Source organism: Streptomyces sp. NPDC053542 (assembly GCF_044544685.1).
Classification (GTDB): domain Bacteria; phylum Actinomycetota; class Actinomycetes; order Streptomycetales; family Streptomycetaceae; genus Streptomyces.
On sequence record NZ_JBITXL010000009.1, the window covers coordinates 51,216 to 73,301 of the forward strand.

Here is a 22,086-nt window from a genome sequence, read left to right on the forward strand (position 1 = left end):
CCGTCCGGCACTCTCATGGTGCCGGACGGCCCGGGCGTCACACAGCGCCGGCCGGCGTGGCGGCCAGCCGCAGCATGACCTTGCTGCTGCCGCTCGACCGGTCGGCGGCGACGGCCAGCGCCTCGGCCGCGCGGTCGATGCCGAAGCGGTGCGTAATGACCGGCGACACGTCGAGGCCCTGCTGCATCGCGAGCAGCGCGTCGTCGATCTCCTCGACGAAGCGGTACGAGCCGATCCAGGTGATCTCCCGCGTGACCAGGTCCCCGAGCGCCGCGGGTACGGCCACGCCGGGGAGATTGCCGACCTGGACGACGGTGCCGCCGCGCGCGGTCGCCCGGAGGACCGGGCCGAGCGCGGCCGCCGCGCCCGAAGCCTCGAAGACCAGCTCGACGTCCTCCGGGAGGGCCGCGCCGCTGCCGAGGTCGACCGTCTCGTCCGCGCCCATGGCCCGCGCGACGGAGAGCGACGCGGCGGAGAGGTCGGCGGCCAGCACCGCGGCGGCTCCGCGGTGCTTCGCGGCGGCCACCACCAGGGCCCCGATCGGCCCCGCGCCATTGACCAGCACCGTCTTCCCGCGCACGTCCCCGGCGCGGTGCACGGCGTGCATCGCCACCGCGAGCGGCTCGGCGAGAGCGCCGTGTTCGGTGGTCACGTTCTCCGGCAGCGGCCGGACCTGCGCCGCGCGGACCACGCGGTACTCGCTGAACCCGCCGTCCGTGTGCGGATGGAGCGCGGCCGACCCGAAGTACCGGACGCGGGGATGGAGATTGCTGCGGCCGGCGAGCCGGTCGGGCAGGGGCTCGTCGTCGGCCGGCGTGGCCGGGTGGACGGTGACCGGCTGACCCTCCGTCAGCCCGCTGACACCCTCGCCGAGGGCGGCGATCCGGCCCGCGACCTCGTGCCCGAGGACGAGCGGGTCCTTGAGCACGGCCGTACCGGTCCCGCCGTGCTTCCAGTAGCCCACGTCGGAGCCGCAGATGCCGCCCCACTCCATGGCGAGCAGTACCTCGCCCGCACCCGGCACCGGGTCGGGGCGTTCGTCGATCCGGAGGTCACCGGGGCCGTGCACGACAACCGACTTCATATCGCGTCCTCCAGACGCACCAGGTCACGCCCGCGCGATTCGGGGGCGAGGACGACGGACAGCAGGGTGATGAGCGAGTAGCCGACGAGCATCGCCGCGATCGGCCACCAGCTGCCGGTGACGGCGGTGAGGGTGGCCGCGACGACCGGGCCGATGGCGGTGGCGAGGATGCCGCCGATCTCCTTGGCCAGCGCGAGCTGGGTGAAGCGGGTCCGCGCACCGAACAGTTCGGCCATCGTGACGCTCTCCAGCGAGAAGAGGCCGAGGACGCCGACGTTGAGCCCGACGATCATGCCGACCGTCACCCCGGCCGTGGTGCCCGAGGCGATGAGGAACATCACCGGGAAGGCGAGCAGGACGGTCAGCACGGTGAGGGCGATGTAGACCGGGCGGCGGCCGAAGCGGTCGCCGAGCAGGCCGACCAGCGGCACGGTGGCGAAGCCCAGCAGCGAGCCGTACACGATGGCGTCGGTCGGGACGGACCGGTCGGCGCCCAGCGTGGTGGCGATGTAGCCAACGAGGAACGTCTGTACGAGGCCGGAGTTGCCGGCCTGTCCGAAGCGCAGCCCGAGCGCGAGGAAGAACGCCTTGCCCTTGCGCTGCCGCAGACCGGCCTCGATGACGCTCTCGCGCTCCGGCTCGACGGCCTTGTCCTCGACCGCCGCGGCGGCCTCGGCGCGGGACATCGCCACCCCGTCCACGACGTCGGGCCGCTCCTCGAAGACCGGGCTCTCCTTGAGGTTCCGGCGCAGCCAGACCGCGAAGACCATGAGGGCGAAGCTCAGCAGGAAGGGCAGCCGCCAGCCCCAGGTGACCAGTTGGTCCTCGCTGAGCACGGCGAGCAGTACCGCCCACAGGCCGGAGGCGGCCAGCGTGCCGGAGTTGGTGCCGAGGGAGACCAGGGAGGAGATCAGCCCGCGGCGCTTCGGGGGCGCGTATTCGGCGAGCATGACCGTGGCCCCGGCGATCTCGGCGCCCGCGCCGAAGCCCTGGACGAGCCGCAGGACGACCAGCAGGACCGGCGCGAGGATGCCGATCACGCTGTACGGCGGCAGCACGCCGATCAGTGTGGTCGACGCGCCCATCAGGAGGATGGTGAGGAAGAGGACCTTCTTGCGGCCGATGCGGTCGCCCATCCGCCCGAAGTACAGGGCGCCGGCGAGCCGGGCGACATAGCCGACGCCGTAGGTCGCCATGGCGGCGATCAGCCCGATCGCGGGGCTGACATCGGGGAAGAAGATCTTGTTGAAGACGATGGCGGCCGCCAGCGAGTAGAGCTGGAAGTCCATGAACTCCATGGCCGTGCCGAGCCAGCCGGAGACGGCCGCTCTGGTCAGGTCGCGCGTCGTTCTTCCGACGGCGCCGTCCGGCTCCGCCTGTGTGGTGTCCGTCATGGGTGAACTCCGTTGTTCTTACTGCACTTCGGGACTGCGCTTCGGGACTGCACTTCGGGACTGCGCTTCGGGCTTGCGGGGCGGGTGTCAGACCTCGACCCGGCCGGCCCGCAGCGCGGGGAGCCGGGCGGCGACGGCGGCGACGAGCGCCCCGTCCCCGGCCAGGTCCGCGGCGCCGAGGACACCCAGCAGGCGGCGGACCGCGTCCGCGTCGTCCGGTGCCTCGTGCCAGCAGCGGGCCAGGGCGGCGGCCGCGGGGTCGGTGGTACCGAAGAGCTGCCCGCCGTCGTCGGCGGGGCGGGTGGCGTTCGCCCAGCCCGCGAGGGCGAGTTCGAGCACGGGGGTGGCGGTGGCGGCGGCGCGCAGCGTGCGCAGCGCGTCGAGCCACCGCTCCGGGATCTTCAGGGACCCGTCGGAGCCGATCTGCCGGAGCAGGTGCCGCACCCCGGGGTTGCGGAACCGCTCGACCAGGTCCGCTGCGTAGGCCGCCGGGTCGGGGCCGCCCGCGGGCAGCGTCGGGGCGACCTCGGCGCACAGGGCACGGACGAGGCGCTCACCCCAGCCGGTCGCCAGCGCGTCCGCGATCGTCGTGCGGCCCGCCGCGGCGCCGAGATAGGCCAGCGCCGAGTGGGAGCCGTTCAGCAGCCGCAACTTGGTGAGCTGGTACGGCACGACGTCCGGGACGAACAGCGCGCCGTCCAGCTCCCACGGCGGCCGAGGCCCGGCGAAGGCGTCCTCCAGGACCCACTGCCGGTACGGCTCGCCGACGACCGGCAGCGCGTCGTGGACGCCCAGCGCGGCCTGTGCCGCCTGCCGGTCCGCGTCGGTGGCCGCCGGCACGATGCGGTCCACGATGGTCGAGGGGAAGGCGACGGAGGCCGTCATCCAGTCCAGTACGGCCTGCCGGTCCGGCCAGGGCGCGGCCGCGACGAAGTCCCGTACGACGCGGCCGAGCGCGGCACCGTTGGCCGCCATGTTGTCGCAGGAGACGACGGTGACCGGGGCGCCGCCCGCGCGCATCCGCGCGGCGAGCCCGGCGGCGAGCCGCCCGACGACGGTGGTGAGCGGGCCCGTGGCCGCCGCCACGAGGTCGGCGGCGATCTCCGGCGCCGCGACGTCCAGCGCGCCCGTTTCGGGGCTGCGGTAGTAGCCCTTCTCGGTGATCGTCAGGGTCACCACGGACACCTCGGGATCGGCGAGCAGCGCGTCGATCCGCGCGGCGTCCGGACCCATCCCCAGCGCTTCGACGACCGACCCGACGGCGCGGGTCACGGTCTCCGCCGCGCGCAGCTCGGTCATCGAGTACAGGCAGTCCTGGGCCCGCAGCGCTGCCGCGGTCCGGGCCGAGCGCGGGGCCACGACGGCGATCCCCCATGGCTCACCGGAGCGGGCGGCGGCGTTCTCGGTGTAGACGGCCTGGTGAGCGCGGTGGAAGGCGCCGAGGCCGAAGTGGACGGTACGGGGGCGCAGCTCGCGGGGGTCCACGGCCGGGCGCAGGTGCTCAGGGATGCGGGGGAGCGCGGCCAGGTTCAGTACGGGGGACGTCATGGCGCTCACCAGTCGTGCACGGAGCCGTCGAGGCGGCGCGCGACGGGCAGGTAGCGGGCCTGGTACGGGAAGCGCTCGGCCGCCTTCTCGTCGTACTCGACGCCGAGTCCGGGCTCCTCGGACACGTTCAGCATGCCGTCGGCGAAGGTCACGCCGCTGCGGAAGACCTCGCCCGTCTCGTCCGCGTGCGCCATGTACTCCTGGATGCCGAAGTTCGGGACCGCGGTGTCGAGGTGGACGGCGGCGGCGAGGGTGACGGGGGAGAGGTCCGTCGCCCCGTGCGAACCGGTCCTGACCTGGTACAGCGCTGCCAGATCGAAGATCCGCCGCAGATGCGTGATGCCGCCCGCGTGCACGACGCTGGTGCGCACGTAGTCGATGAGCTGCTCGGTGATCAGGCGCTGCACGTCCCAGATCGAGGTGAGTACCTCGCCCACCGCGACCGGCGTCGTCGTGTGCTGCCGGATGAGCCGGAACGCCTCCTGGTTCTCGGCCGGCGTAGGGTCCTCCATCCAGAACAGCCGGCAGTCCTCGACCTGCTTGCCGAAGCGGGCCGCCTCGATCGGGGTGAGCCGGTGGTGGACGTCGTGCAGGAGGTGGAAGCCGAAGCCGCAGCGCTCGCGGACCGCCTCCAGGTAGGTGGGCGCGAACCGGAGGTACGCCTCGGTGTCCCAGGGCTGCTCGTCGGGGAGCGAGGTGGCGGCCGGCTCGTAGACCTTGCCCTTGCGCACCCCGTACGTACCGCCGACGTCGGGGACCGCCGCCTGGGCGCGCACGGCCTTGTAACCGAGGCCGAGGAACCGCTCGACGTCGTCGATCAGCGAGGCGGTGTCCGTGCCGCTGGCGTGCGCGTAGACCATGACGCCGGCGCGCGAGCGGCCGCCGAGCAGCTGGTAGACGGGCAGGCCGGCGACCTTGCCCTTGATGTCCCACAGCGTCGTGTCGACGGCGGAGATCGCGGTCATCGTGACCGGCCCGCCGCGCCAGTACGCGCCCCGGTAGAGGTACTGCCACATGTCCTCGATGCGCGCCGGGTCCTTGCCGATGAGCAGCGGTACGAGGTGGTCGCGCAGGTAGCTCGCCACGGCGAGCTCGCGGCCGTTCAGCGTGGCGTCGCCCAGGCCGGTCACGCCGTCCGAGGTCGTGATGCGCAGGGTGACGAAGGTCCGCCCCGGCGAGGCGACGAACACCTCGACACGCTCGATCTTGCTCACAGGTTCCTGCTCCTTCGGGGACCTCGGGGGTGGTGACACCGCTCGAACGACCGGTTTACTGGCCGACCGGCACTGGTATACAAGCACTGGTCGCACAGGTGCGCAATACTTTTGAAACGTGAATCGACCAGCGTGGGAGGCGGGGTCGTCGCGCCCCGATACGATGAGCGCATGGCCCGATCGAACCGGCAGCGAACCAGCCGCCGCGCCGTCTACGAGACGCTGCGCCGCAAGGTTCTGACCCTCGAACTCCCCCCGGGCGCCGCGCTGTCCGAGAACGAGCTCGCGGCCGCTCTCGGAGTGAGCCGTACGCCGGTACGGGAAAGCCTCATCCTGCTGTCGCAGGAGGGGCTGGTGCAGATCTTTCCGCAGGTCGGCTCGTTCGTCTCGCGCGTCGACCCGGCCAAGGTCGCCGACGCGCAGTTCCTGCGCGAGGCCGTGGAGCTGGCGGCCCTGGACGACCTGCCCGGCCTCCCCGCCGAGCTCGACGCGGACCTCGTCGAGGAGCTGCGGCGCAATCTCGCCGAGCAGCAGCGCCCGGGCCTGGACCTGGAGGACTTCTTCGAGCTCGACGAGGCGTTCCACCACGCCCTGCTGCGGCTGAGCGGACACGGCAGCGCCTGGGCGACCGTCGTCTCGGCCAAGGGCCACCTCGACCGGGCGCGCCGGCTCGGCCTCTACGACACCGCCACCCCGACGGGCTTCGCCGCCCAGCACGTCGAGATCTTCGAAGCGGTGCTCGGCGGCGACGCCGCCCTCGCCCGCTCGGCCATGCGCACCCACCTCCGCGCGGTCTTCGACGACGTCGAGCGCGTCCGCGCCCGCTCACCCGAGCTCTTCGCCAAGGACACGGGCTCGGTCCCGGTCCGCCGCAATGTCGTGGTGTGGGAGTAGGCCCGCCCGCAGACAGGACAGCAGCAGTACGGCCCCCGTTCCTCCGCGCAGGAGGGACGGGGGCCGTTGTATGAGAGTGCGTCAGAGACTCTGGTCGCGGTGGGTCGGGCGGCCGTCGAGGACCGTGAGGAGGACCGGGAGGGCGGCCAGGTCGGCGGCCGGGGTGGTGAGCGGGTTGTCCGCGAAGGCCGTGAGGTCGGCGCGGTGGCCGACGGCGAGGCGGCCGGCCTCGTGTTCCTCGCCCGCTGCGTAAGCCGCGTTGACGGTCATGGCCTGGAGGGCTTCCAGGGCGGTCAGCGCCTGGCCGGGGCCGTGCGCGGGCTGGGTGAGGTCGCGGGTGGGGCGGCGGTGGCGGGCGCCGGCCATGACGGTGAGCGGCGGATACGGCGCGATCGGCCAGTCCGAGCCGAGGACGACCGTGGCGCCGGCGTCCCACAGGTCGCGGCAGCGCCAGGCGCGCGCGGCGCGCTCCTCGCCGAGCCGGCGGGACCAGTTGTCCGTGTGGTCGGCCCGGGTGAAGTCGCAGCAGTGGGTGGGCTGCATGGACGCGAGGACGTCGAGCTCGGCGAACCGGCGCACGGTGTCGTCGGGCACGGTCTCGATGTGCTCGATCCGGTGCCGGACCGCGGCGGCCCCCGTCGTGCGGGCCTTCTCGACGGAGTCGAGGGCGTGCCGCACCGCCGCGTCCCCGATGGCGTGGGTGGCGGTGGGTATGCCCGCGCGGTGCAGCTCGCCGATGACGTGGGTGTACGCGGCGGGGTCCGGCCAGAAGGCGTGCGTGGACTCGCCGTGGCAGTCGGGGCGCTCCAGCCAGGCGGTGCCGTTGTCGATGGTGCCGTCCATGAAGAGCTTGACGCCCGCGGTCCGCCAGAGCCGGCCGCCGGTGCCCTGCTGCGCGATCAGCGCCCGCAGCGCGTCGTCGTCGGCGCCGGGCTGGCACCAGGGCGCGACCCGCAGCCGCAGCGGCAGTTCGCCGGCCGCGTCCAGTTCGGCGTACAGGTCGAGGCTGTCGCCATTGGCGTCCATCACGTGCCCGCCGGTGAGTCCGGTGGCGGCCATCTCCCGCAGTGCGGTGGCGAGTTGAGTGCGGCGCTCCGCGCGCGTGGGCCGGGGCGCCGCACGCTCGACGAGCTCGCAGGCGGCGTCCTCCAGGAGCAGGCCGGTGGGCCGGCCCGCGGCGTCGCAGACGACCTCGGCGGCCTGCGCGAAGGTGCGCGGCCCGTCGACGCCCGCGAGTTCGAGCGCACGGGGGCTGGCCAGCATGGAGTGGGCGTCGAAGAGCAGGAGGAGGGCCGGGACGCCGTCCAGTACGGGGGCGAGCGCGGCGGCCTCGACGGGGCGGTCGCCGAAGACGTTCGGGTCCAGGCCCCAGCCGCGCAGCCACGCGCCGGGTGCGAGCGTGCGGACCTCGCGGGCCAGGGCCTCGCGTACGGCCTCCAGGTCGGCGCAGCCCGACAGGTCCAGGCCCTGGGTGAGTTCGGCGCCGTGCATCGGATGGATGTGCCCGTCGACCAGGCCGGGGGTCAGCACGGCGCCCTTCAGATCGAGCACCGTGGTCGCGGGCCCGGCGAGCGCGCGTATCGCACGGTCGTCGCCCAGGGCGGCGATCCGCCCGTCCTCGGACACGGCGAGGGCGGTCTCCGGCAGGAACGCGCCGGTCACCGGATCGAGCAGACGGGCGGAGAGCAGGACGAGGGCGGTGCGCACAACGGCTCCTTGAGGATGGTCAGTTCGGGGTGGTCCGGATGAGGGCGCCGCTCGGCAGGCCGAGTTCGCGCTCCGCGGTGGTGAGGGGCATCAGCTTCACCGCGGGCGGGCAGTTGTCGATGACGGCGTTGGTGTAGGCCCCCAGTCCGTCGATCGCCACCAGGATCTGCATGGCCACCACCTCCGGGTCGGCCGTGCGGAATTCCCCGCGCTCGACGCCTGCGCGGAGCAGGCCGGACAGGCGCCCGACCCACGCGTCCTCCTGCACGCCGACCCGGTCGCGCAGGACGGGCCAGTAACGCCTGAGGTGCCGGGCGTTGATCCAGAGGCGGCTCATGTCGTCGTACGCCTCGCCCGTCGCCTGGGCGAAGAACCGGGCGAGGTGCTCGGTGGGGGTGCCGTCGGGCCGCTCCGCCGGGATGAGCCGGTCGAGTTCGGCGCTCGCGGCGCTGCCGAACGCCTCGGCCACGAGATCCTCCACCGCGGGGAAGTAATGACTGATCAACCCCGGGCGGACGCCGAGCTGTTCGCCGATCCGCCGCAGCGTGATGCACTCCAGCCCCTCGGTCAGGGCGACGGAGGCGGCCGCTTCGACGATTTCCGCACGTCGGTCGGCCGGTGACTTCCGGATTCGCTTCCGCTGAACGCTTGACGGCATACCCCGGATGCTATTGAGTGTGCGACCAATAAGCAAGCAGGTGGGCAAGACCAGCACCCCGGAGGGCTTTATGGCGTCCACGCTTCCCGACCCGCAGCCAGGCACCCGCAGAGCGGACGATGCCCCGCCCGCCTCCGAACGGGCGGGCCGCATCGAGGCACACGGCATCGACCACATTCCCGATGCGGAACGCCACGGCAAGGCGCGCGAGCTCTTCTCCGTCTGGGCCGCGGCGAACGTCAACTACCTCAGCCTGGTGGTCGGCGGCGCCCTGATCCTCATGGGCCTGACCGTGTGGCAGGCCATCGCGGTACTCGCGGTGGGCAACCTGTTCTGGACGCTCACCGGATTCCTCGCCGTCTCGGGCCCGTCCGCTGGCGCGCCGAGCGAGGTGATCACCCGGGCGATGTACGGCGTACTCGGCAACCGCGTGAACAACGCGGTCGTCGGCTGGCTGATCTCCGTCTGTTACTTCGCCCTGAACCTGTCCGCCGCGGCGGTCGCCGCCTTCTCCCTGGTCGAGAAGGCCGGCATCACGACGACCACCGGCGTCAAGGTCGTCGTCATCGTGGTCATCGCCGCGCTCACGCTGACCATCAGCGTCTACGGGCACGCGATGATCATGAAGCTGTACCTTCCGATCACCCTGGTCCTCGCCGCCGTCTTCGCCGTCGTCGCCGTCAGCGTGGTCGGGCACGCCGACTTCTCGTACGTGCCCGAGGAGCCGCTGACCGGCGTCGACCTGTGGGCGACCGTCCTGGCCGGCGTCACGCTCGTCGCCTCGGGCCCGCTGTCGTACACCACCAGCGCGGACTTCTCGCGCTACCTGCCCCGTACGACGTCCAAGAAGGCGGTCCTGGGATGGACGGCGCTCGGCGCCTTCGTGCCCAGCATGATCGTCTGCTCCCTGGGCGTCCTCGCCGCGACGGTGGTCGACATGACCGACCCGCAGGCCGCGCTGGAGAAGATCCTGCCCGGCTGGTTCACCCCGGTCTTCCTGCTGGCGCTGGTCCTCGGCACGATCGCCATCAACGCGCTGACCGCCTACAGCGCCGGTCTGGCCCTCCAGGCGGTCGGCATCCGCATCCGCCGCTCCGTCAGCGTCCTCGCCGACGGCACCGCTTCCGTCGCACTGACCCTGTACGCGCTGCTCGTCTCCAACTTCCTGGACACCGTCAGCAACGTCCTCCAGCTGACCGTCGTCCTGCTCGGCCCCAGCATGGCCATCTACGCCACGGACATCCTGCTGTGCCGCAACCGCTATGACGGTCCCGCCCTGACGGACGAGACCCCCGGCAGCCGCTTCTGGTACACCGGCGGCGTCAACTGGTCGGGTGCCCTCGCGCTCGCGGCGGGTGTCACCGCGTCAGCCCTCTGCGTGAACACCCTGTACACCGGCCCGGTCGCCGCCGCCCTGGGCGGGGTCGACCTCGCCCTGCCCGTCGGCATGATCGTCGCGGCGGCGCTCTACGCGCTCCTGATGCGCCGCACGCGCGGCGGTCCGGCGACGGAGATACCGGCCTGAGCTCAGTCCGCCGCGGCCACGGCGGGCTCCGGGCCCGGGGCCGGAGCGCCGCCCCCCGGCACCCACCCGCCGGGCGAGGCAGGTGCCGAGGGTGCCGCTCAGAACCCGTAATCGGCCCAGTTCTCGACGACCCGCTGCCGCATCTCCTCGGGATACGAGCCTCTGAAAGACGCTGTGACGCCCTTCCCGGCACCCTTGAAGTGCTCGGGCAGCAGGCAGCTCATGACGGACTTGCCGCCCCGGCCCGTGCGCACCTCTTCCGGAGTGAGGTAGGGGACCATCGGGATGCCCGGCGCCTCCGGGTAGACGTACTCGCCCGTGCCGGGGTGGTAGCGGGTCGCCATCGCCCACACCACCTGGTTGATGTCGGTGATGTCGATGTCATTCGCCACCAGCAGGACCTTGGGCACCAGCCACCCGGTGTGCGAAGTGAAGAGGACGCCGGCCACCGCGTCGGCCAGCTCCCGCTCGCCCAGCCCGCTCTCCGCCAGCCGCCGGATGTCGATGGACACGACGATCCAGCAGGTCGCGGCCTCGTACGAGCACCAGGCCAGGTCGACGGGGAGCCCGCTGGAGCGCAGCAGGTCCAGGCTGACGGCGGAGATCATCGTGCCCCAGATGGTGTGGTTCTCCTCCGGGGGCAGGCCCGCCACGCAGACCGGCAGGATGGGGTCGTCGCGGTGGGTGATCGCCTCGACGTGGAAGACAGGCTGCTGCTTGCTCTCGGCGAAGGAGTACCCGTGGTACTCGCCCATCGGCCCCTCGGGCGCCGTCTCGTCGGGGCTGAGGTAACCCTCCAGCACGATCTCGGCGTTGGCCGGGACGTACAGGTCGTGCAGCTCCGTGCGGACCACCTCGACGGGGCTGCCGGCGAGGGCACCGACGTAGCCGTCCTCGTTCACCTCGGCGGGCAGCGGCATGCCCGCCGCGGCCAGCGCTGCCGGCGGGGCGCCGAGCACCATGGCCCACGGCGTCGGCAGGCCCTTCTCGCGCCACATCGCGTGGATCATGCCGATGTGCTGCTGCGGCATGGCGGGGCCGACCAGGGTGGTGCGCCCGTGCAGCATGGTGCGGCTGACCGACCAGCTGGTCCACCGCCCGTCGGGGGAGCGCACGACGTGGAAGCCGTACGTACCGAAGTACCGTCCGCCGTCCTGCTGGTGCAGCAGCGGGACCGGGAACCGCTCCAGGTCGACGTCGTCGCCCGTCAGCACGTTCTCCTTGCAGGGCCCGCTCTCCACCACGCGCGGGGGGACGGGGTCCGCGTGCATGGCGGAGATCAGCTTCTCCAGCAGCGCGCGCGGCGTCGTGTCGCGTGCCAGCCCGAAGTGCGCCGCGAGCCGCCCGTAGGCTCCCTCGTCGAGGCCGCTCAGACCGGCGGGCGCACCAAGAATCCGGAAGCCCGGCTCGGCCCCGGTCAGATTGCTGAACAGCGGCGCCGGACTCCGCGTCTCATAAACCCGCCGGGTAATGGCGCCGACTTCGAGCACCGGGCTGACCGGCCGCCGGACGTCGACCACATCACCGGCCTCCAGCGAACTCTCCACAAAATCCCGGAAGTTGAGCGCACTGCCGCGTTGCGTCATAACCCGACTTTCCCTCCTCGCCTCGCCCTGCCACACGCCGTCACACACAGTAAGTACGTGTACGTCCTATCGCCTCCGACGCTATAGTACGTGTACGTCCTAATCAATGGTCGAAGGAACGGCGGCTCACGCAATGGCACAGGAGAACGCGGACGACACCGGGCTGCTGCTCGCCGCGATCGGCGGGCTCGGCCCCCTCGCCCGTCAGCTGAGCCAGGCGCACAACCGGCTCTGGTACGAGCAGGTGCACCAGGATCTGACCGGGCCGCAGTTCACGGTCCTGTGCCTGCTGCACACCCGCGGCGCCATGGACCAGGGCACCCTCGGCGCCCTGGCCAATCTCGACAAGTCGACCGCAGCTCCACTGCTGGACCGCCTGCGCAAGCGCGGCCTGGTGGACCTAGCCAAGGACGACAGCGACCGCCGCCGCAAGCTGGTACGCATCACCGACACCGGCCGCGACCTGGCCACCCGCCTCGCCCCCGCGGTCGTCTCGGTGAGCGACCAACTCCTCGCCCCCTTCACCCCGGAGGAACGCGACCAGTTCCTCACCCTCCTGCGCCGAGCGGTCCAGGGACGGGAGCGCTAGCCACCTGCGCGGAGGCGGGGCCCACGTCCTTCATGCGGGCGCGCTGCAGCGCGGTGAGCCGGAGGACGAAGGCGATCGCGAGGGCGGCCGCGGCGGCGTCCAGCAGGTCGGAGACGAGCAGGGTGCGGACCGCGGTCCGGAATTCGTGGAATTCCTCGGCCTTCTTCATCTGGGAGCTGCCGATCAGGCCGACGACGTGTGTGGCGAGCCACAGGCCCCACCAGACGTTGACCAGGGTGAGCGGGGACCGGCGGCCGGGCGGACTGCTGGCCTTCCAGATGTCGGCCGCGATCTGGCAGGGGAACCACCAATTGAGGAAAGGGATGAACCAGGCGCCGAGCGTCCAGAGGCGCCCCCTGCGGTGACCGTCGGGGGCGAATACCTCGGCGTTGATCCTGGCGCGGAAGAACCAGACGAGGAAGGCCACAGCGATGAACGGCAGCAGCGTGAAGTAGAGGCTGCCGGAGAAGGTGTACGCGCGATTGCTGGCGACGAGTTCCGCGGAGAGGCCGGGGGCGGCCCAGCCCTGCGAGATCAGGTCGTCCAGTACGAGCAGGTAGCGGACGCCGGCGACGAGCGCGAACACGTCCGCGGCGAGGCACAGTGCCAGGAGCACGGTAACGACCGCCGCCGGGCGGACGGGCGGAGTCAGCCTCCCCAGCGCCCCGAGCTTCCCTGACGTGCGTGTCGTGTTCGCCGCGGGTCTCGGCGGCTCGGCGAGACCGCTGGTGCCGTCCGGTCGCTGTTCCGACGCCGCGCACTCCTCGCAACGGCCGTCCGCGGTGACGGCCGTCATCATGTGGCAGTTCGAGCACAGCATCGCGTGCCCCCCCCGTTCAGAAAGGGAGCCCCCCCCAGGGCCCCGTCAACGCGGCCCGTATGCGCGCCGCTTGCGGAAAATACGGGAGGCGGTGACGGCCTGTCCACTGGGAAGATCGCGGTGTTTCCTTACGCCCCGGGCAGGGACTCGCTGAGGCGTTGGATGCCTTCCTTCAGTTGGGCGGGGCCGGGGGTGCTGACGTAGCTCAGGCGGAGGTGGGGGGCCGGGGGTTCGGCGGTGAAGTAGGGGGTGCCGGGGGTGACCGCTACGCCGTGGCGGAGGGCGGTCGCGGCGACGGCGTGTTCGTCGGTGCCGTCGGGGAGGCGCAGCCACAGGTGGTATCCGCCGTGTGGCGTCTGCTGGGGGACGAGCTTGGGCAGCGCGCTGCTCAGGGCGGTGAGCAGGGTGGTGCGGCGCTCGCGCAGGGCGCCGGCGAGGGCCCGCAGATGGCCGGCCCAGGCGGGGGAGCCGACCAGTTCCAAGGCGGTCTCCTGGAGCGGGCGGGGGACGAAGAAGCTGTCGACGACCTGGATGGCGCGCAGCCGCTCCAGTACCGGGCCGCGGGCCGAGAGGGCTCCGATGCGGAGGCTGGGGGAGGCCGCCTTGGTGAGCGAGCGTACGTGGACGACGACGCCGTCCGGGTCGTCGGCGGCCAGTGGCAGCGGCAGCGGCGGGGAGTCGGCGTGCACCAGGCGGCGGGCGAAGTCGTCCTCGATGAGGAAGGCGCCGGCTGCCCGGGCGATGCCCAGTACCTCGGCGCGCCGTTGGGGGGAGAGGACGGTGCCGGTGGGGTTGTGGAAGAGGGGCTGGCAGACGAACGCGCGGGCCCGGGTGGCCTCGAACGCCTCGGCGAGCAGGTCGGTGCGTACACCGTCGGCGTCGACCGGTACCGGTACGGGGCGCAGCCCGGCGGCGCGGGCGACGGCGAGCATGCCGGGATAGGTGGGGGACTCGACCAGGACGGGGGAGCCGGGTGCGGCCAGGGCCCGCAGGGCAGTGGTCAGGGCGCTCTGGCCGCCGGCGGTGATCAGGACGTCCGAGGCGTTGAGCGAGCCGCCCGGTCCGCTGATGTCGCGCGCGAACCACTCCCGCAGCTCGGTCAGGCCCTCCACCGGGGGACGCGACCAGGTGCCGGGCCTGCGGCCGGCCCGGGCCAGCGCGGCGGCCAGCGCCCGTTCCGGCTGGAGCGTGGCGTGCAGGTAGCCGCCGTTGAGGTCGATGACCTCGGGCGGCGGGGTGGTGAGGGTGGCCAGGACGCCGGTGGCGTCCATGCGGCGGGGGCCCGCGTCGACGGCGGAGTGCGGGGGATCCGCGCTCAGCGCCACCTCCTGCCAGGAGACGTCGCCGAGCGCGCCCGTGACGCGGCGCGCGGTGGCCTTGAAGACGCCGGCGCCGGGCCGGGAGGTGACGAGCCCTTCGGCGGCGAGGGTCGCGATCGCCCGGGAGACGGTCACCGGACTGACCTGATACTGCGTCACCAGCGCCCTGCTCGACGGCAGCTTCTCCCCTTCCGGATAGCGGTTCAGCTCATTCCGCAAGATGGCGGCCAATTGAGCGACACTGCTACTCTCGTTCATGACAGTACAAGATAGCGCTACTCATTCTTCGGCGATAGCGGTCAACAGTGCTACTCCCCGCGATCCCAGCGGTGGTACTCCCAGCGGTGGTACTCCCCGCAGTGGCACGCGCCTGGCCGCCCTCGGCGTCGTGTCCTTCTCCTTCAGTCTTCCGGCCACCGTGTGGGCCCTGGACGGCTTCGGCCCGTGGACGGCGACCGGCGTACGGGGGCTGCTGGCGGGGCTGCTCGCCGCGGCCTGCCTGTACGCGGCCAAGGTGCCGGTGCCCGCGCGGCAGCACTGGCCGGCCCTGCTCACGGTGGCCGGCGGCTGTGCCATCGGCTTCCCGTTGCTGTCCACGCTGGCCCTGCAGACCTCCACCACCGCGCACTCGGCCGTGGTGATCGGCATGCTGCCGCTGGCCACCGCCGCGGTCTCCGCCGCCCTGACCGGCCGGCGCCCGTCGCGCGTGTTCTGGGCGGCCGCCGTCCTCGGCGCCGCCACCGTGGCCGCCTTCACCCTCACGCAGAACCACGGCCTGCCGACCGTCGGCGACCTGTACCTCTTCGGCGCCCTGCTGGTGTGCGCGGCCGGGTACGCGCAGGGCGGCCGGCTCGCCTCCCACATGCCCGGCTGGCAGGTCATCGCCTGGGGCGTCGTCGCCGCTCTTCCCGTATCGGCGCTGGTCACCGCCTTCGCCCTGCCCGTCGAGCCGGTGCAGCTGACCGGCAAGGCGGTCATCGGCATGGCTTACATCGCCGCCATTTCCCAGTTCGGCGGGTTCGTCGCGTGGTACCGCGGGATGGCCGTCATCGGGGTGCCCAGGGCGAGCCAGATCCAGCTGGCCCAGCCCCTGCTCACCCTGGTCTGGTCGGTCCTGCTCATGGGGGAGCGGTTCGCTCCCCTCGCCGCCGTCACCGCCCTGATCGTGCTCGGCTGCATCGTGGCCACCCAGCGCGCCCGGAGCTGACGCACTGTCGGGAGCCGGTCGCGGCCGGGGCCCGGTGCGCTTGCGCGCGGTGGGCAGCGGTACAGGGGCGGCCCCGGCCACCACCGTGTTGGACACACTGCCGAGACCTTCGACGGTGAGGGTGACGGTGTCGCCGGGCCGCAGCGGCGGGGGCGTACGGCTGCCTCGCCGGCCCCAGAGTTCGGCGAGGCAGCCGCCGTTGCCGCAGGTGCCGGAGGCGAGGACGTCGCCGGGCCGGACGTACGTGCCGCGCGAGGCGCAGGCCGCCATCGAGCCCAAGGCGGAAGTCTCCGTCGACGGCTTCCAGGCGAGCCCGCACCTGGTGGCCGGCACCCGCCGCATCGCCCTGGTCCAGGAACGCCTTGCGCAACTCCTCCGCGGCATCGCCCCCGTCCGGATCCTGGAGTGCCCCTACGAGGCCGTCCCACTCCAGGAAGCACTGTGGTGGCACCCCGTCCACACACACGGCGCCGCCCATCTCTGGCTCCGCGAAACGGCCCAGGAGGTCGCTTCGCGACTCCCAACCCCCATGTAACGCCAGGGGTGTGCCGGTCTGTGAGGATGTGCGGATGACGATGGATTCTCTGGATACGGATACAGCCGCGGTGGGCCGGATCGGGATCATTGGCGTGGGGGAGATCGCCCGCGCCCTTGTGGAGGGCCTGTGCGAGGGGGTGGACGACCCGCCGGAGATCTTCCTCTCGCCCAGGGGAGCGAGTGCGGCCGCTGAGCTGTCCCGGCGCTATGCGGGGGTGCACGTGTGTGCCGACAACCAGGACGTGATCGACCGCGCCGCGGTGGTCATCCTCGCGGTCCGCCCCGACGACCGGGACGAGGCACTCACCGGACTCGCGGTCGACGGAGACCGGGTCGTGGTCAGCGTCCTGGCCGGAGTGGGGAGCGAGGAACTGCGCCGCACGCTCGGGGACACCGGCGCACCGATCGTCCGGGCGATCCCCCTCCCTGCCGTGCGTCAGCGCACTTCCGTCACCGTCACCTGCCCGTCCCATCCGGTGGTGACCGCACTGTTCGAGCGACTCGGCGGGTCCCTCGCCGTGGCGGACGAAGCCGCGCTCAATGTCTTCTCCGCGCTGACGGCGACGATCACCAGCCACTACTGGTACCTGGCCACGCTCACGGACTGGGCCGTGCGGCAGGGCATTCCCTCCGATGCCGCGGAACGCTACGTGCGCAGCCTCTTCCAGGACGTCGGGCGTGCGCTGAGCGACGAGTCCCGGTCGCTGCCGCGGCTCGCGGCCGATCACGAGACGCCGAACGGGATCAACGAGCGGATCCGCAGCACCTGGTTCGACGCGGCGAACGCGCGCGCACTCAATGCGGCGCTCGACGAGCTGCTCGCGGACCTCAGGTAGGACCTCGATGCCGTGGGCGGTCTCCTGGAGCAGCAGGCTGTTGGTCAGCCCACCGGCTGCGGTTGCAGGCGCTCGGATCCGGTGTAGACGTTCATCGAGGTGCCGCGCAGGAAGCCGATGAGTGTCAGCCCGCTTTCCGCTGCCAGGTCCACGGCGAGCGAGGACGGTGCGGAGACGGCCGCCAGCATGGGGATGCCGGCCATCACGGCTTTCTGTACGAGTTCGAAGGAGGCCCGGCCGCTGACCATCAGTACCGTCTCGCGCAGCGGCAGCAGGCCCGACCGCAGGGCGTGTCCGACGACCTTGTCCACCGCGTTGTGCCGGCCGACGTCTTCGCGCAGGCACAGCAGTTCGCCGTCTGCGGTGAAGAGCCCGGCGGCGTGCAGGCCGCCGGTGCTGTCGAACACCCGCTGGGCGGCGCGCAGTTGGCCGGGGAGGGTGGTCAGCAGCTCCGGTCCGACGCACAGCGGGTCCTCGGCGACGGACCACGCCGCCGAGGTGCGTACGGCGTCCAGGCTGGCCTTGCCGCACAGCCCGCACGAGGACGTGGTGTAGAAATTGCGCTCCAGCGAGGCGTCCGGGGCCGCCACCCCCTGGCCCAGGACGACATCGACCACGTTGTACGTGTTGCCGTTGTCGGCAGTCGCGCCCGCGCAGTAGCGGATCCCCGCCACGTCATCGGCGGCGTGCACCACGCCCTCGCTCACCAGGAAGCCGGCCGCGAGGTCGAAGTCGTCGCCGGGGGTGCGCATGGTCACGGTGAGCGGCCGCCCGCCGACCCGGATCTCCATCGGCTCCTCGGCGGCCAGGGTGTCCGGGCGGTGCGCGGGCACCCCGTCCCGGATGCGCAGTACCCGCCGCCGTACGGTCACGCGTCCCACGCCGCGCTCCGCTCCCTGGGCTCCAGGCGGACCACAACGCCCTTGGAGGTCGGGCAGTTGCTGAAGTCGGCGACGCTGTCCAGCGGGACCAGGACGTTGGTCTCGGGGTAGTAGGCCGCGGCGGAACCGCGGCTGGCGGGGTAGCCGACGACCTCGAAGTGCTCCGCGCGGCGTTCCGTCCCGTCGTGCCAGACGCTCACCAGGTCCACCACGGAGCGGTCGGCGATGCCGAGCTCGGCCAGGTCGGCGGGGTTGACCATGACGATCCGGCGGGCGTGGTGAATGCCGCGGTAGCGGTCGTTCGGGGCGTACCAGACGGTGTTCCACTGGTCGTGCGAGCGCAGCGTCTGCAGCAGCAGATGTCCCTCGGGGACCTGCGGCATCGTGAACTCGTTGGAGGTGAACACGGCCTTGCCGCTCGGAGTGCGGAAGACCCGCTCGTTGACCGGGTTGGGCAGATGGAAGCCGCCGGGCTGCGCCACCCGGGCGTTGAAGTCCTCGAAGCCCGGTACGACACGGGAGATGCGGTCGCGGATGGCGCCGTAGTCGCTCTCGAACTGCTCCCAGGGGATGAACGGATCGTCGCCCAGGGTCCGGTGCGCCAGCCGGCTGATGATCGCCACCTCGCTCAGCAGATGAGGCGAGGCCGGCGGCAGCTTCCCGCGCGAGGCGTGGACGTCGCTCATCGAGTCCTCGACGGTGATGAACTGCTCGACGCCGTTCTGGAAGTCCTTGTCGCTGCGGCCCAGCGTGGGCAGGATCAGGGCGGTGTCACCGCAGACGGTGTGCGAGCGGTTGAGCTTGGTGGAGATGTGCGCGGTGAGCCGGCACTTGCGCATCGCCTCCTCGGTGACCGCACTGTCGGGGGTGGCCCGTACGAAGTTGCCCGCGACGCCGAGGAAGAACTTGGCGCGGCCTTCGTACATCGCGTGGATACCGTTCACCGCGTCCAGGCCGTGCCGGGCGGGCGGCGTGAAGCCGAACTCCTTCTCCAGCGCGTCCAGGAACTTCTGCGGCATCTTCTCCCATACGCCCATGGTGCGGTCGCCCTGGACGTTGCTGTGGCCGCGCACCGGGCACACGCCCGCGCCGGGCCTGCCGATATTGCCGCGCAGCAGCAGGAAGTTGATGACCTCGCGGATGGTGGGCACGCCGTGCTTGTGCTGGGTCAGCCCCATCGCCCAGCACACGATGATCTTCTTGCTCTTCAGTACCTGGGCGTGTACGCGCTCGATCTCTTCGCGGGTGAGCCCGGTCGCTTCGAGGACGTGCTCCCAGGAGACCTGCCGCACGTGCTCGGCGAACTCGGCGCTGCCGACGGTGTGTTCCCGGATGAAGTCGTGGTCGAGCACGGTGCCCGGCGCCGCGTCCTCGGCCTCCAGCAACAGCCGGTTCAGGGCCTGGAAGAGGGCGAGGTCGCCACCGGCGCGGATGTGCAGGAACTGGTCGGCGATCTGCGTGCCGCGGCCGACCACACCGCGCGGCCGCTGCGGGTGCTTGAAGCGCATCAGCCCGGCCTCGGGCAGGGTGTTGACCGCGATGACCTTGCCACCGTTGCGCTTGGTCTCTTCCAGCGCGGAGAGCATCCGCGGGTGGTTGGTGCCCGGGTTCTGCCCCACCACGAAGATCAGGTCGGACTCGTGGATGTCGTCCAGCGAGACGCTGCCCTTGCCGATGCCCAGCGTCTCCGTCATCGCGTAACCGCTGGACTCGTGGCACATGTTGGAGCAGTCCGGCAGGTTGTTGGTGCCGTACGCGCGGGCGAAGAGCTGCAGGAGGAAGGCCGCCTCGTTGTTCAGCCGGCCCGACACGTAGAAGAGCGCCTCGTCGGGGGAGGCCAGCGCCTTGAGCTCCTGGGCGAGCAGGTCGAACGCCTCGTCCCAGTCGATCGGCTCGTAGTGGGTCGCGCCGGGCCGCTTGACCATCGGCTCGGTGAGCCGGCCCTGCTGGTTGAGCCAGTAGTCGGACTTGGTGTCCAGCTCGGCGATCGAGTGCGCGCGGAAGAAATCCCGGGTGACGCGGCGCGAAGTGGCCTCGTCGTTGATGTGCTTGGCGCCGTTCTCGCAGTACTCGTTCATGTGCCGCTTGCCCGGCGCGGGCTCGGGCCAGGCACAGCCCGGGCAGTCGATGCCCTTGGGCTGATTGATGTTCAGCAGGGTCAGCGCGGTGCGCCGCACGGACGTCTGGCCCAGCGAGTACTCCAGCGCGTGCGTCACGGCGGGCAGACCGGTCGCCCAGGTCTTGGGCGGGGTGACCGACAGGTCGTCGGCGGGATCCTCGATCTCTGCGCTGCTGCTCATGCTCTGACCTTCCGGTAACGCACGGAGACAAGTCAAAGAGGGATTTCCGATCGCTTGATAGGCGCCGCTTATCTCGTCGTGCCCTGCGCCTTCCGACACCGTCCGTCCGGCGGCCGGCCGGATAACCGCCGCCTATCGCGCCATCGAGAAACCCTCTTTGACTTCCCCCGGAAAGCGACCGAAGGTGATCGCCGCGGGGGAATCGCACAGCCGTGAGGAGAAACCTGTCGTGACCGGGAGCGGTTGGCGGCGTTCCGCGGCCGGTGTGGCGGGCGTGCTCTCGCCGCGCGGTGCGCTGGCCCTGCGCCCGGTGGACGGGGCGTTCGCCTTCGCCCTGCGCGCCGCGCTCGCCATGGCGCTGCCGGCGCTGCCGATGGTGCTCGTCGGGCGGCCCGAGCTCGCCGTCTACGCCATGCTGGGCTCCTTCACCACCACCTTCGGGCCCGATCTGCCCTACCCGCGGCGCGCCCGGGTCCTCGCGCTGATCGCGGTGGCCATGACCGTCTGCGTGGGCTCCGGTACGGCGCTTGCCGCGTGGGCCCAGCCACGGGCGGGCGGAACCGGCGCCGTTGTGGTGGTCGTGGCGATGGCCGCGGTGGCCGGGCCGGCGAAGTTCGCCTGTGACGCGGCGCGGCTGGGCGGGCTCGGCGCGGTACTGCTCCTCTTCTCGTTCGCCGTGGCGGCCAACGGCTCACCCGCCTTCGCCGATGTCCTCCCGCGGACCGGGCTGGCCGCGCTGGGGGCGGCCGTGGCCTGGGTACTGGCGGTACTGGGGCGGCTGGTGCACCCGGACCGTCCGCAGCGCCTGGCCGTGGCCGCGGCGCTGCGCGCGCTCGCGGACCTGCTGGAAGCAGCCGGTGCGGGGGAGCGGTGCGTACGTTTCCGGCACCGTGCGACGGCCGCCGTGCTGCAGGCGTACCGGTCCCTCGGCCGGATGCCTCCGACGGCGGCCGACCGGGGCGACCAGGCCGACCGGGGCGACCGGGGCGGCGTGTGCGTGCGGCTCACCGACTTCTCCTGGTCGCTGCTGATCGACTCCGCGCGTCGGCCGCCGGACGATCCCGCAGGTACGGCACTCCACCTGCGCCGGCAGGGCCGACTGCTCGCGGACCGGCGCCGGAGGGTACCCACTCTCCTGCCCGAGCTGTCCCTCCCCGAGCCCGCTCCGGCCGATCGCACCACGCGGCGCGCCGCGGAACTGGTGCGGGGGAAGCAGCCGGGTACCCCCGCCCACCGGCACTTCCTGATCGTCCCCGCACTGCGGATCGCCCTCGGCACCGGGCTCGCGGGCGCCCTGGCCATCGCTCTTGGCCTCGGGCACGGCTACTGGGCCGCGATCTCGGCCGCCGCGGTGCTGCACTCGGTCAACGTCCGCACGGCGGCACAGCGTGCGGTGCAGCGCACCCTGGGCACGGTCGCCGGGCTGCTGCTCGCCTTCGGTGTACTGGCCGCGCGCCCGGAGCCCGCGGCGCTCGTCCTCGTGATCGTGCTCCTGGAGTTTCTGCTGGAGTACGTCGTCACGCGCAATTACGGCCTGGGCGTCGTCTTCCTCACCCCGCTGGCGCTGCTGCTGACCGACCTGGCCGCTCCTGAACCTGCCGGGGCGCTCGTCTTGGACCGGGCGCTGGGCAGCGTACTGGGGATCGTCGTGGGGCTGACCTGCGCCTTGCTGGTGGTCCATGACCGTGCCGCGCTGCGGGTGGAGCGTGCGCTGGCCGCGTGCGGGGAGGCCGCCGCACGTGCGGAGCGGGCGCTCGCCGGCCGCCCGGCGCCCGCGTCCCCGGTGGTACAGGCCCAACTGGCCGCTGCGGTGGTGGAGTTGCGCGAGGCCGACGACGCCGCGGCGGGGGAGCTGTGGCCGGCGGGGATCGATCCCGCCGAGCTCGCCGCCGCGGAACAGCGCGCCTATCTGCTCCTGGAGCTACTGCTCAGGCCGCGGGCCCGATGGTGACCTCGAGGTGTTTCGCGAGCGGCTGGTCGCTCCGGG

General features: G+C 72.2%; 17 protein-coding genes and 2 pseudogenes. 7 read left to right on the top strand and 12 right to left on the bottom strand.

What is annotated here, in order from left to right; genetic code table 11:
- Nucleotides 1-37 precede the first annotated feature (37 nt).
- The 4 genes from ACIGXO_RS24750 to manD form a co-directional block, all read right to left on the bottom strand.
- Nucleotides 38-1,084: an L-idonate 5-dehydrogenase gene (locus ACIGXO_RS24750; protein WP_399790795.1), complete on the bottom strand. Its 1,047-nt coding sequence runs from the start codon at nt 1,082-1,084 to the stop codon at nt 38-40.
- Entirely contained in the window at nt 1,081-2,478 is a 1,398-nt protein-coding gene (locus tag ACIGXO_RS24755) for an MFS transporter (protein WP_399790797.1), read from the bottom strand. Before ACIGXO_RS24755 ends, ACIGXO_RS24750 begins: the two co-directional genes overlap by 4 nt.
- A gap of 87 nt (nt 2,479-2,565) precedes the next feature.
- Nucleotides 2,566-4,026, bottom strand: coding sequence for a mannitol dehydrogenase family protein (locus ACIGXO_RS24760; RefSeq protein WP_399790801.1), 1,461 nt, complete (start codon nt 4,024-4,026; stop codon nt 2,566-2,568).
- Nucleotides 4,027-4,031: 5 nt separating this feature from the next.
- Complete coding sequence (gene manD / locus ACIGXO_RS24765) at nt 4,032-5,240, bottom strand: D-mannonate dehydratase ManD (RefSeq protein ID WP_399790804.1); 1,209 nt, start codon at nt 5,238-5,240, stop codon at nt 4,032-4,034.
- Between the two features lie 171 nt (nt 5,241-5,411).
- On the opposite strand from manD, the gene ACIGXO_RS24770 reads away from it, so the two are divergent.
- Complete coding sequence (locus ACIGXO_RS24770; RefSeq protein WP_399790807.1) at nt 5,412-6,134, top strand: GntR family transcriptional regulator; 723 nt, start codon at nt 5,412-5,414, stop codon at nt 6,132-6,134.
- An 81-nt stretch (nt 6,135-6,215) separates the two neighbouring features.
- Here ACIGXO_RS24770 and ACIGXO_RS24775 read toward each other — a convergent pair whose 3' ends face one another.
- Together ACIGXO_RS24775 and ACIGXO_RS24780 are read right to left on the bottom strand one after the other, a co-directional pair.
- Nucleotides 6,216-7,841, bottom strand: a complete 1,626-nt coding sequence (locus ACIGXO_RS24775; RefSeq protein WP_399790810.1) for an amidohydrolase — start codon at nt 7,839-7,841, stop codon at nt 6,216-6,218.
- Nucleotides 7,842-7,860: 19 nt separating this feature from the next.
- Nucleotides 7,861-8,499, bottom strand: coding sequence for a TetR/AcrR family transcriptional regulator (locus ACIGXO_RS24780; protein WP_399790814.1), 639 nt, complete (start codon nt 8,497-8,499; stop codon nt 7,861-7,863).
- A 70-nt stretch (nt 8,500-8,569) separates the two neighbouring features.
- Here ACIGXO_RS24780 and ACIGXO_RS24785 point away from each other — a divergent pair, with 70 nt between their 5' ends.
- A complete protein-coding gene (locus tag ACIGXO_RS24785) occupies nt 8,570-10,024 on the top strand; it encodes a purine-cytosine permease family protein (protein WP_399791555.1) in 1,455 nt (484 codons plus the stop codon).
- Between the two features lie 98 nt (nt 10,025-10,122).
- Here the strand turns inward: ACIGXO_RS24785 and ACIGXO_RS24790 are convergent, their stop codons facing one another.
- On the bottom strand, nt 10,123-11,610 hold the full coding sequence (locus tag ACIGXO_RS24790) for a UbiD family decarboxylase (protein WP_399790817.1): 1,488 nt from the start codon (nt 11,608-11,610) through the stop codon (nt 10,123-10,125).
- Between the two features lie 133 nt (nt 11,611-11,743).
- Here ACIGXO_RS24790 and ACIGXO_RS24795 point away from each other — a divergent pair, with 133 nt between their 5' ends.
- The gene (locus tag ACIGXO_RS24795) at nt 11,744-12,199 is read left to right on the top strand and encodes a MarR family winged helix-turn-helix transcriptional regulator (protein WP_399790820.1); all 456 of its coding nucleotides are present in this window, start codon (nt 11,744-11,746) and stop codon (nt 12,197-12,199) included.
- Here ACIGXO_RS24795 and ACIGXO_RS24800 read toward each other — a convergent pair.
- Nucleotides 12,159-12,815, bottom strand: coding sequence for a DUF4328 domain-containing protein (locus ACIGXO_RS24800; protein ID WP_399790823.1), 657 nt, complete (start codon nt 12,813-12,815; stop codon nt 12,159-12,161). The two genes, ACIGXO_RS24795 and ACIGXO_RS24800, sit on opposite strands and share 41 nt — an antisense overlap.
- 332 nt (nt 12,816-13,147) lie before the next feature.
- Nucleotides 13,148-14,596, bottom strand: coding sequence for a PLP-dependent aminotransferase family protein (locus tag ACIGXO_RS24805; RefSeq protein WP_399790826.1), 1,449 nt, complete (start codon nt 14,594-14,596; stop codon nt 13,148-13,150).
- Between ACIGXO_RS24805 and ACIGXO_RS24810 the strand changes: the two genes are divergently transcribed.
- Nucleotides 14,595-15,545 (top strand): DMT family transporter, encoded by a 951-nt coding sequence (locus ACIGXO_RS24810; protein WP_399790829.1) that lies wholly within the window; start codon nt 14,595-14,597, stop codon nt 15,543-15,545. The two genes, ACIGXO_RS24805 and ACIGXO_RS24810, sit on opposite strands and share 2 nt — an antisense overlap.
- 21 nt (nt 15,546-15,566) lie before the next feature.
- On the opposite strand, the pseudogene ACIGXO_RS24815 reads toward ACIGXO_RS24810, so the two are convergent.
- A pseudogene (locus ACIGXO_RS24815) lies at nt 15,567-15,815 on the bottom strand (fumarylacetoacetate hydrolase family protein); the annotation flags it as partial.
- On the opposite strand from ACIGXO_RS24815, the pseudogene ACIGXO_RS24820 reads away from it, so the two are divergent.
- A pseudogene (locus tag ACIGXO_RS24820) lies at nt 15,814-16,080 on the top strand (LysR family transcriptional regulator); the annotation flags it as partial. The pseudogenes ACIGXO_RS24815 and ACIGXO_RS24820 sit on opposite strands and share 2 nt — an antisense overlap.
- A gap of 34 nt (nt 16,081-16,114) precedes the next feature.
- Nucleotides 16,115-16,918, top strand: a complete 804-nt coding sequence (locus ACIGXO_RS24825) for an NAD(P)-binding domain-containing protein (protein ID WP_399790832.1) — start codon at nt 16,115-16,117, stop codon at nt 16,916-16,918.
- 44 nt (nt 16,919-16,962) lie between these two features.
- Here ACIGXO_RS24825 and fdhD read toward each other — a convergent pair whose 3' ends face one another.
- Together fdhD and ACIGXO_RS24835 are read right to left on the bottom strand one after the other, a co-directional pair.
- The gene (gene fdhD / locus ACIGXO_RS24830; protein WP_399790835.1) at nt 16,963-17,799 is read right to left on the bottom strand and encodes a formate dehydrogenase accessory sulfurtransferase FdhD; all 837 of its coding nucleotides are present in this window, start codon (nt 17,797-17,799) and stop codon (nt 16,963-16,965) included.
- Nucleotides 17,787-20,099, bottom strand: a complete 2,313-nt coding sequence (locus ACIGXO_RS24835) for an FdhF/YdeP family oxidoreductase (protein WP_399790838.1) — start codon at nt 20,097-20,099, stop codon at nt 17,787-17,789. The genes fdhD and ACIGXO_RS24835 overlap by 13 nt, the downstream gene beginning before the upstream one ends.
- Before the next feature lie 352 nt (nt 20,100-20,451).
- Between ACIGXO_RS24835 and ACIGXO_RS24840 the strand changes: the two genes are divergently transcribed.
- Nucleotides 20,452-22,050, top strand: coding sequence for an FUSC family protein (locus ACIGXO_RS24840; protein ID WP_399791557.1), 1,599 nt, complete (start codon nt 20,452-20,454; stop codon nt 22,048-22,050).
- The last annotated feature ends 36 nt before the right edge of the window (nt 22,051-22,086 follow it).

Coding starts and splice junctions, on each gene's coding strand:
- ACIGXO_RS24835 (WP_399790838.1), bottom strand. CDS start 20,099: ATGAGCAGCAGCGCAGAGATCGAGGATCCCGCCGACGACCTGTCGGTC.
- ACIGXO_RS24785 (WP_399791555.1), top strand. CDS start 8,570: ATGGCGTCCACGCTTCCCGACCCGCAGCCAGGCACCCGCAGAGCGGAC.
- ACIGXO_RS24795 (WP_399790820.1), top strand. CDS start 11,744: ATGGCACAGGAGAACGCGGACGACACCGGGCTGCTGCTCGCCGCGATC.
- ACIGXO_RS24770 (WP_399790807.1), top strand. CDS start 5,412: ATGGCCCGATCGAACCGGCAGCGAACCAGCCGCCGCGCCGTCTACGAG.
- ACIGXO_RS24755 (WP_399790797.1), bottom strand. CDS start 2,478: ATGACGGACACCACACAGGCGGAGCCGGACGGCGCCGTCGGAAGAACG.
- ACIGXO_RS24805 (WP_399790826.1), bottom strand. CDS start 14,596: ATGAACGAGAGTAGCAGTGTCGCTCAATTGGCCGCCATCTTGCGGAAT.
- ACIGXO_RS24810 (WP_399790829.1), top strand. CDS start 14,595: ATGACAGTACAAGATAGCGCTACTCATTCTTCGGCGATAGCGGTCAAC.
- ACIGXO_RS24790 (WP_399790817.1), bottom strand. CDS start 11,610: ATGACGCAACGCGGCAGTGCGCTCAACTTCCGGGATTTTGTGGAGAGT.
- ACIGXO_RS24780 (WP_399790814.1), bottom strand. CDS start 8,499: ATGCCGTCAAGCGTTCAGCGGAAGCGAATCCGGAAGTCACCGGCCGAC.
- ACIGXO_RS24840 (WP_399791557.1), top strand. CDS start 20,452: ATGGCGCTGCCGGCGCTGCCGATGGTGCTCGTCGGGCGGCCCGAGCTC.
- ACIGXO_RS24825 (WP_399790832.1), top strand. CDS start 16,115: ATGACGATGGATTCTCTGGATACGGATACAGCCGCGGTGGGCCGGATC.
- ACIGXO_RS24760 (WP_399790801.1), bottom strand. CDS start 4,026: ATGACGTCCCCCGTACTGAACCTGGCCGCGCTCCCCCGCATCCCTGAG.
- ACIGXO_RS24750 (WP_399790795.1), bottom strand. CDS start 1,084: ATGAAGTCGGTTGTCGTGCACGGCCCCGGTGACCTCCGGATCGACGAA.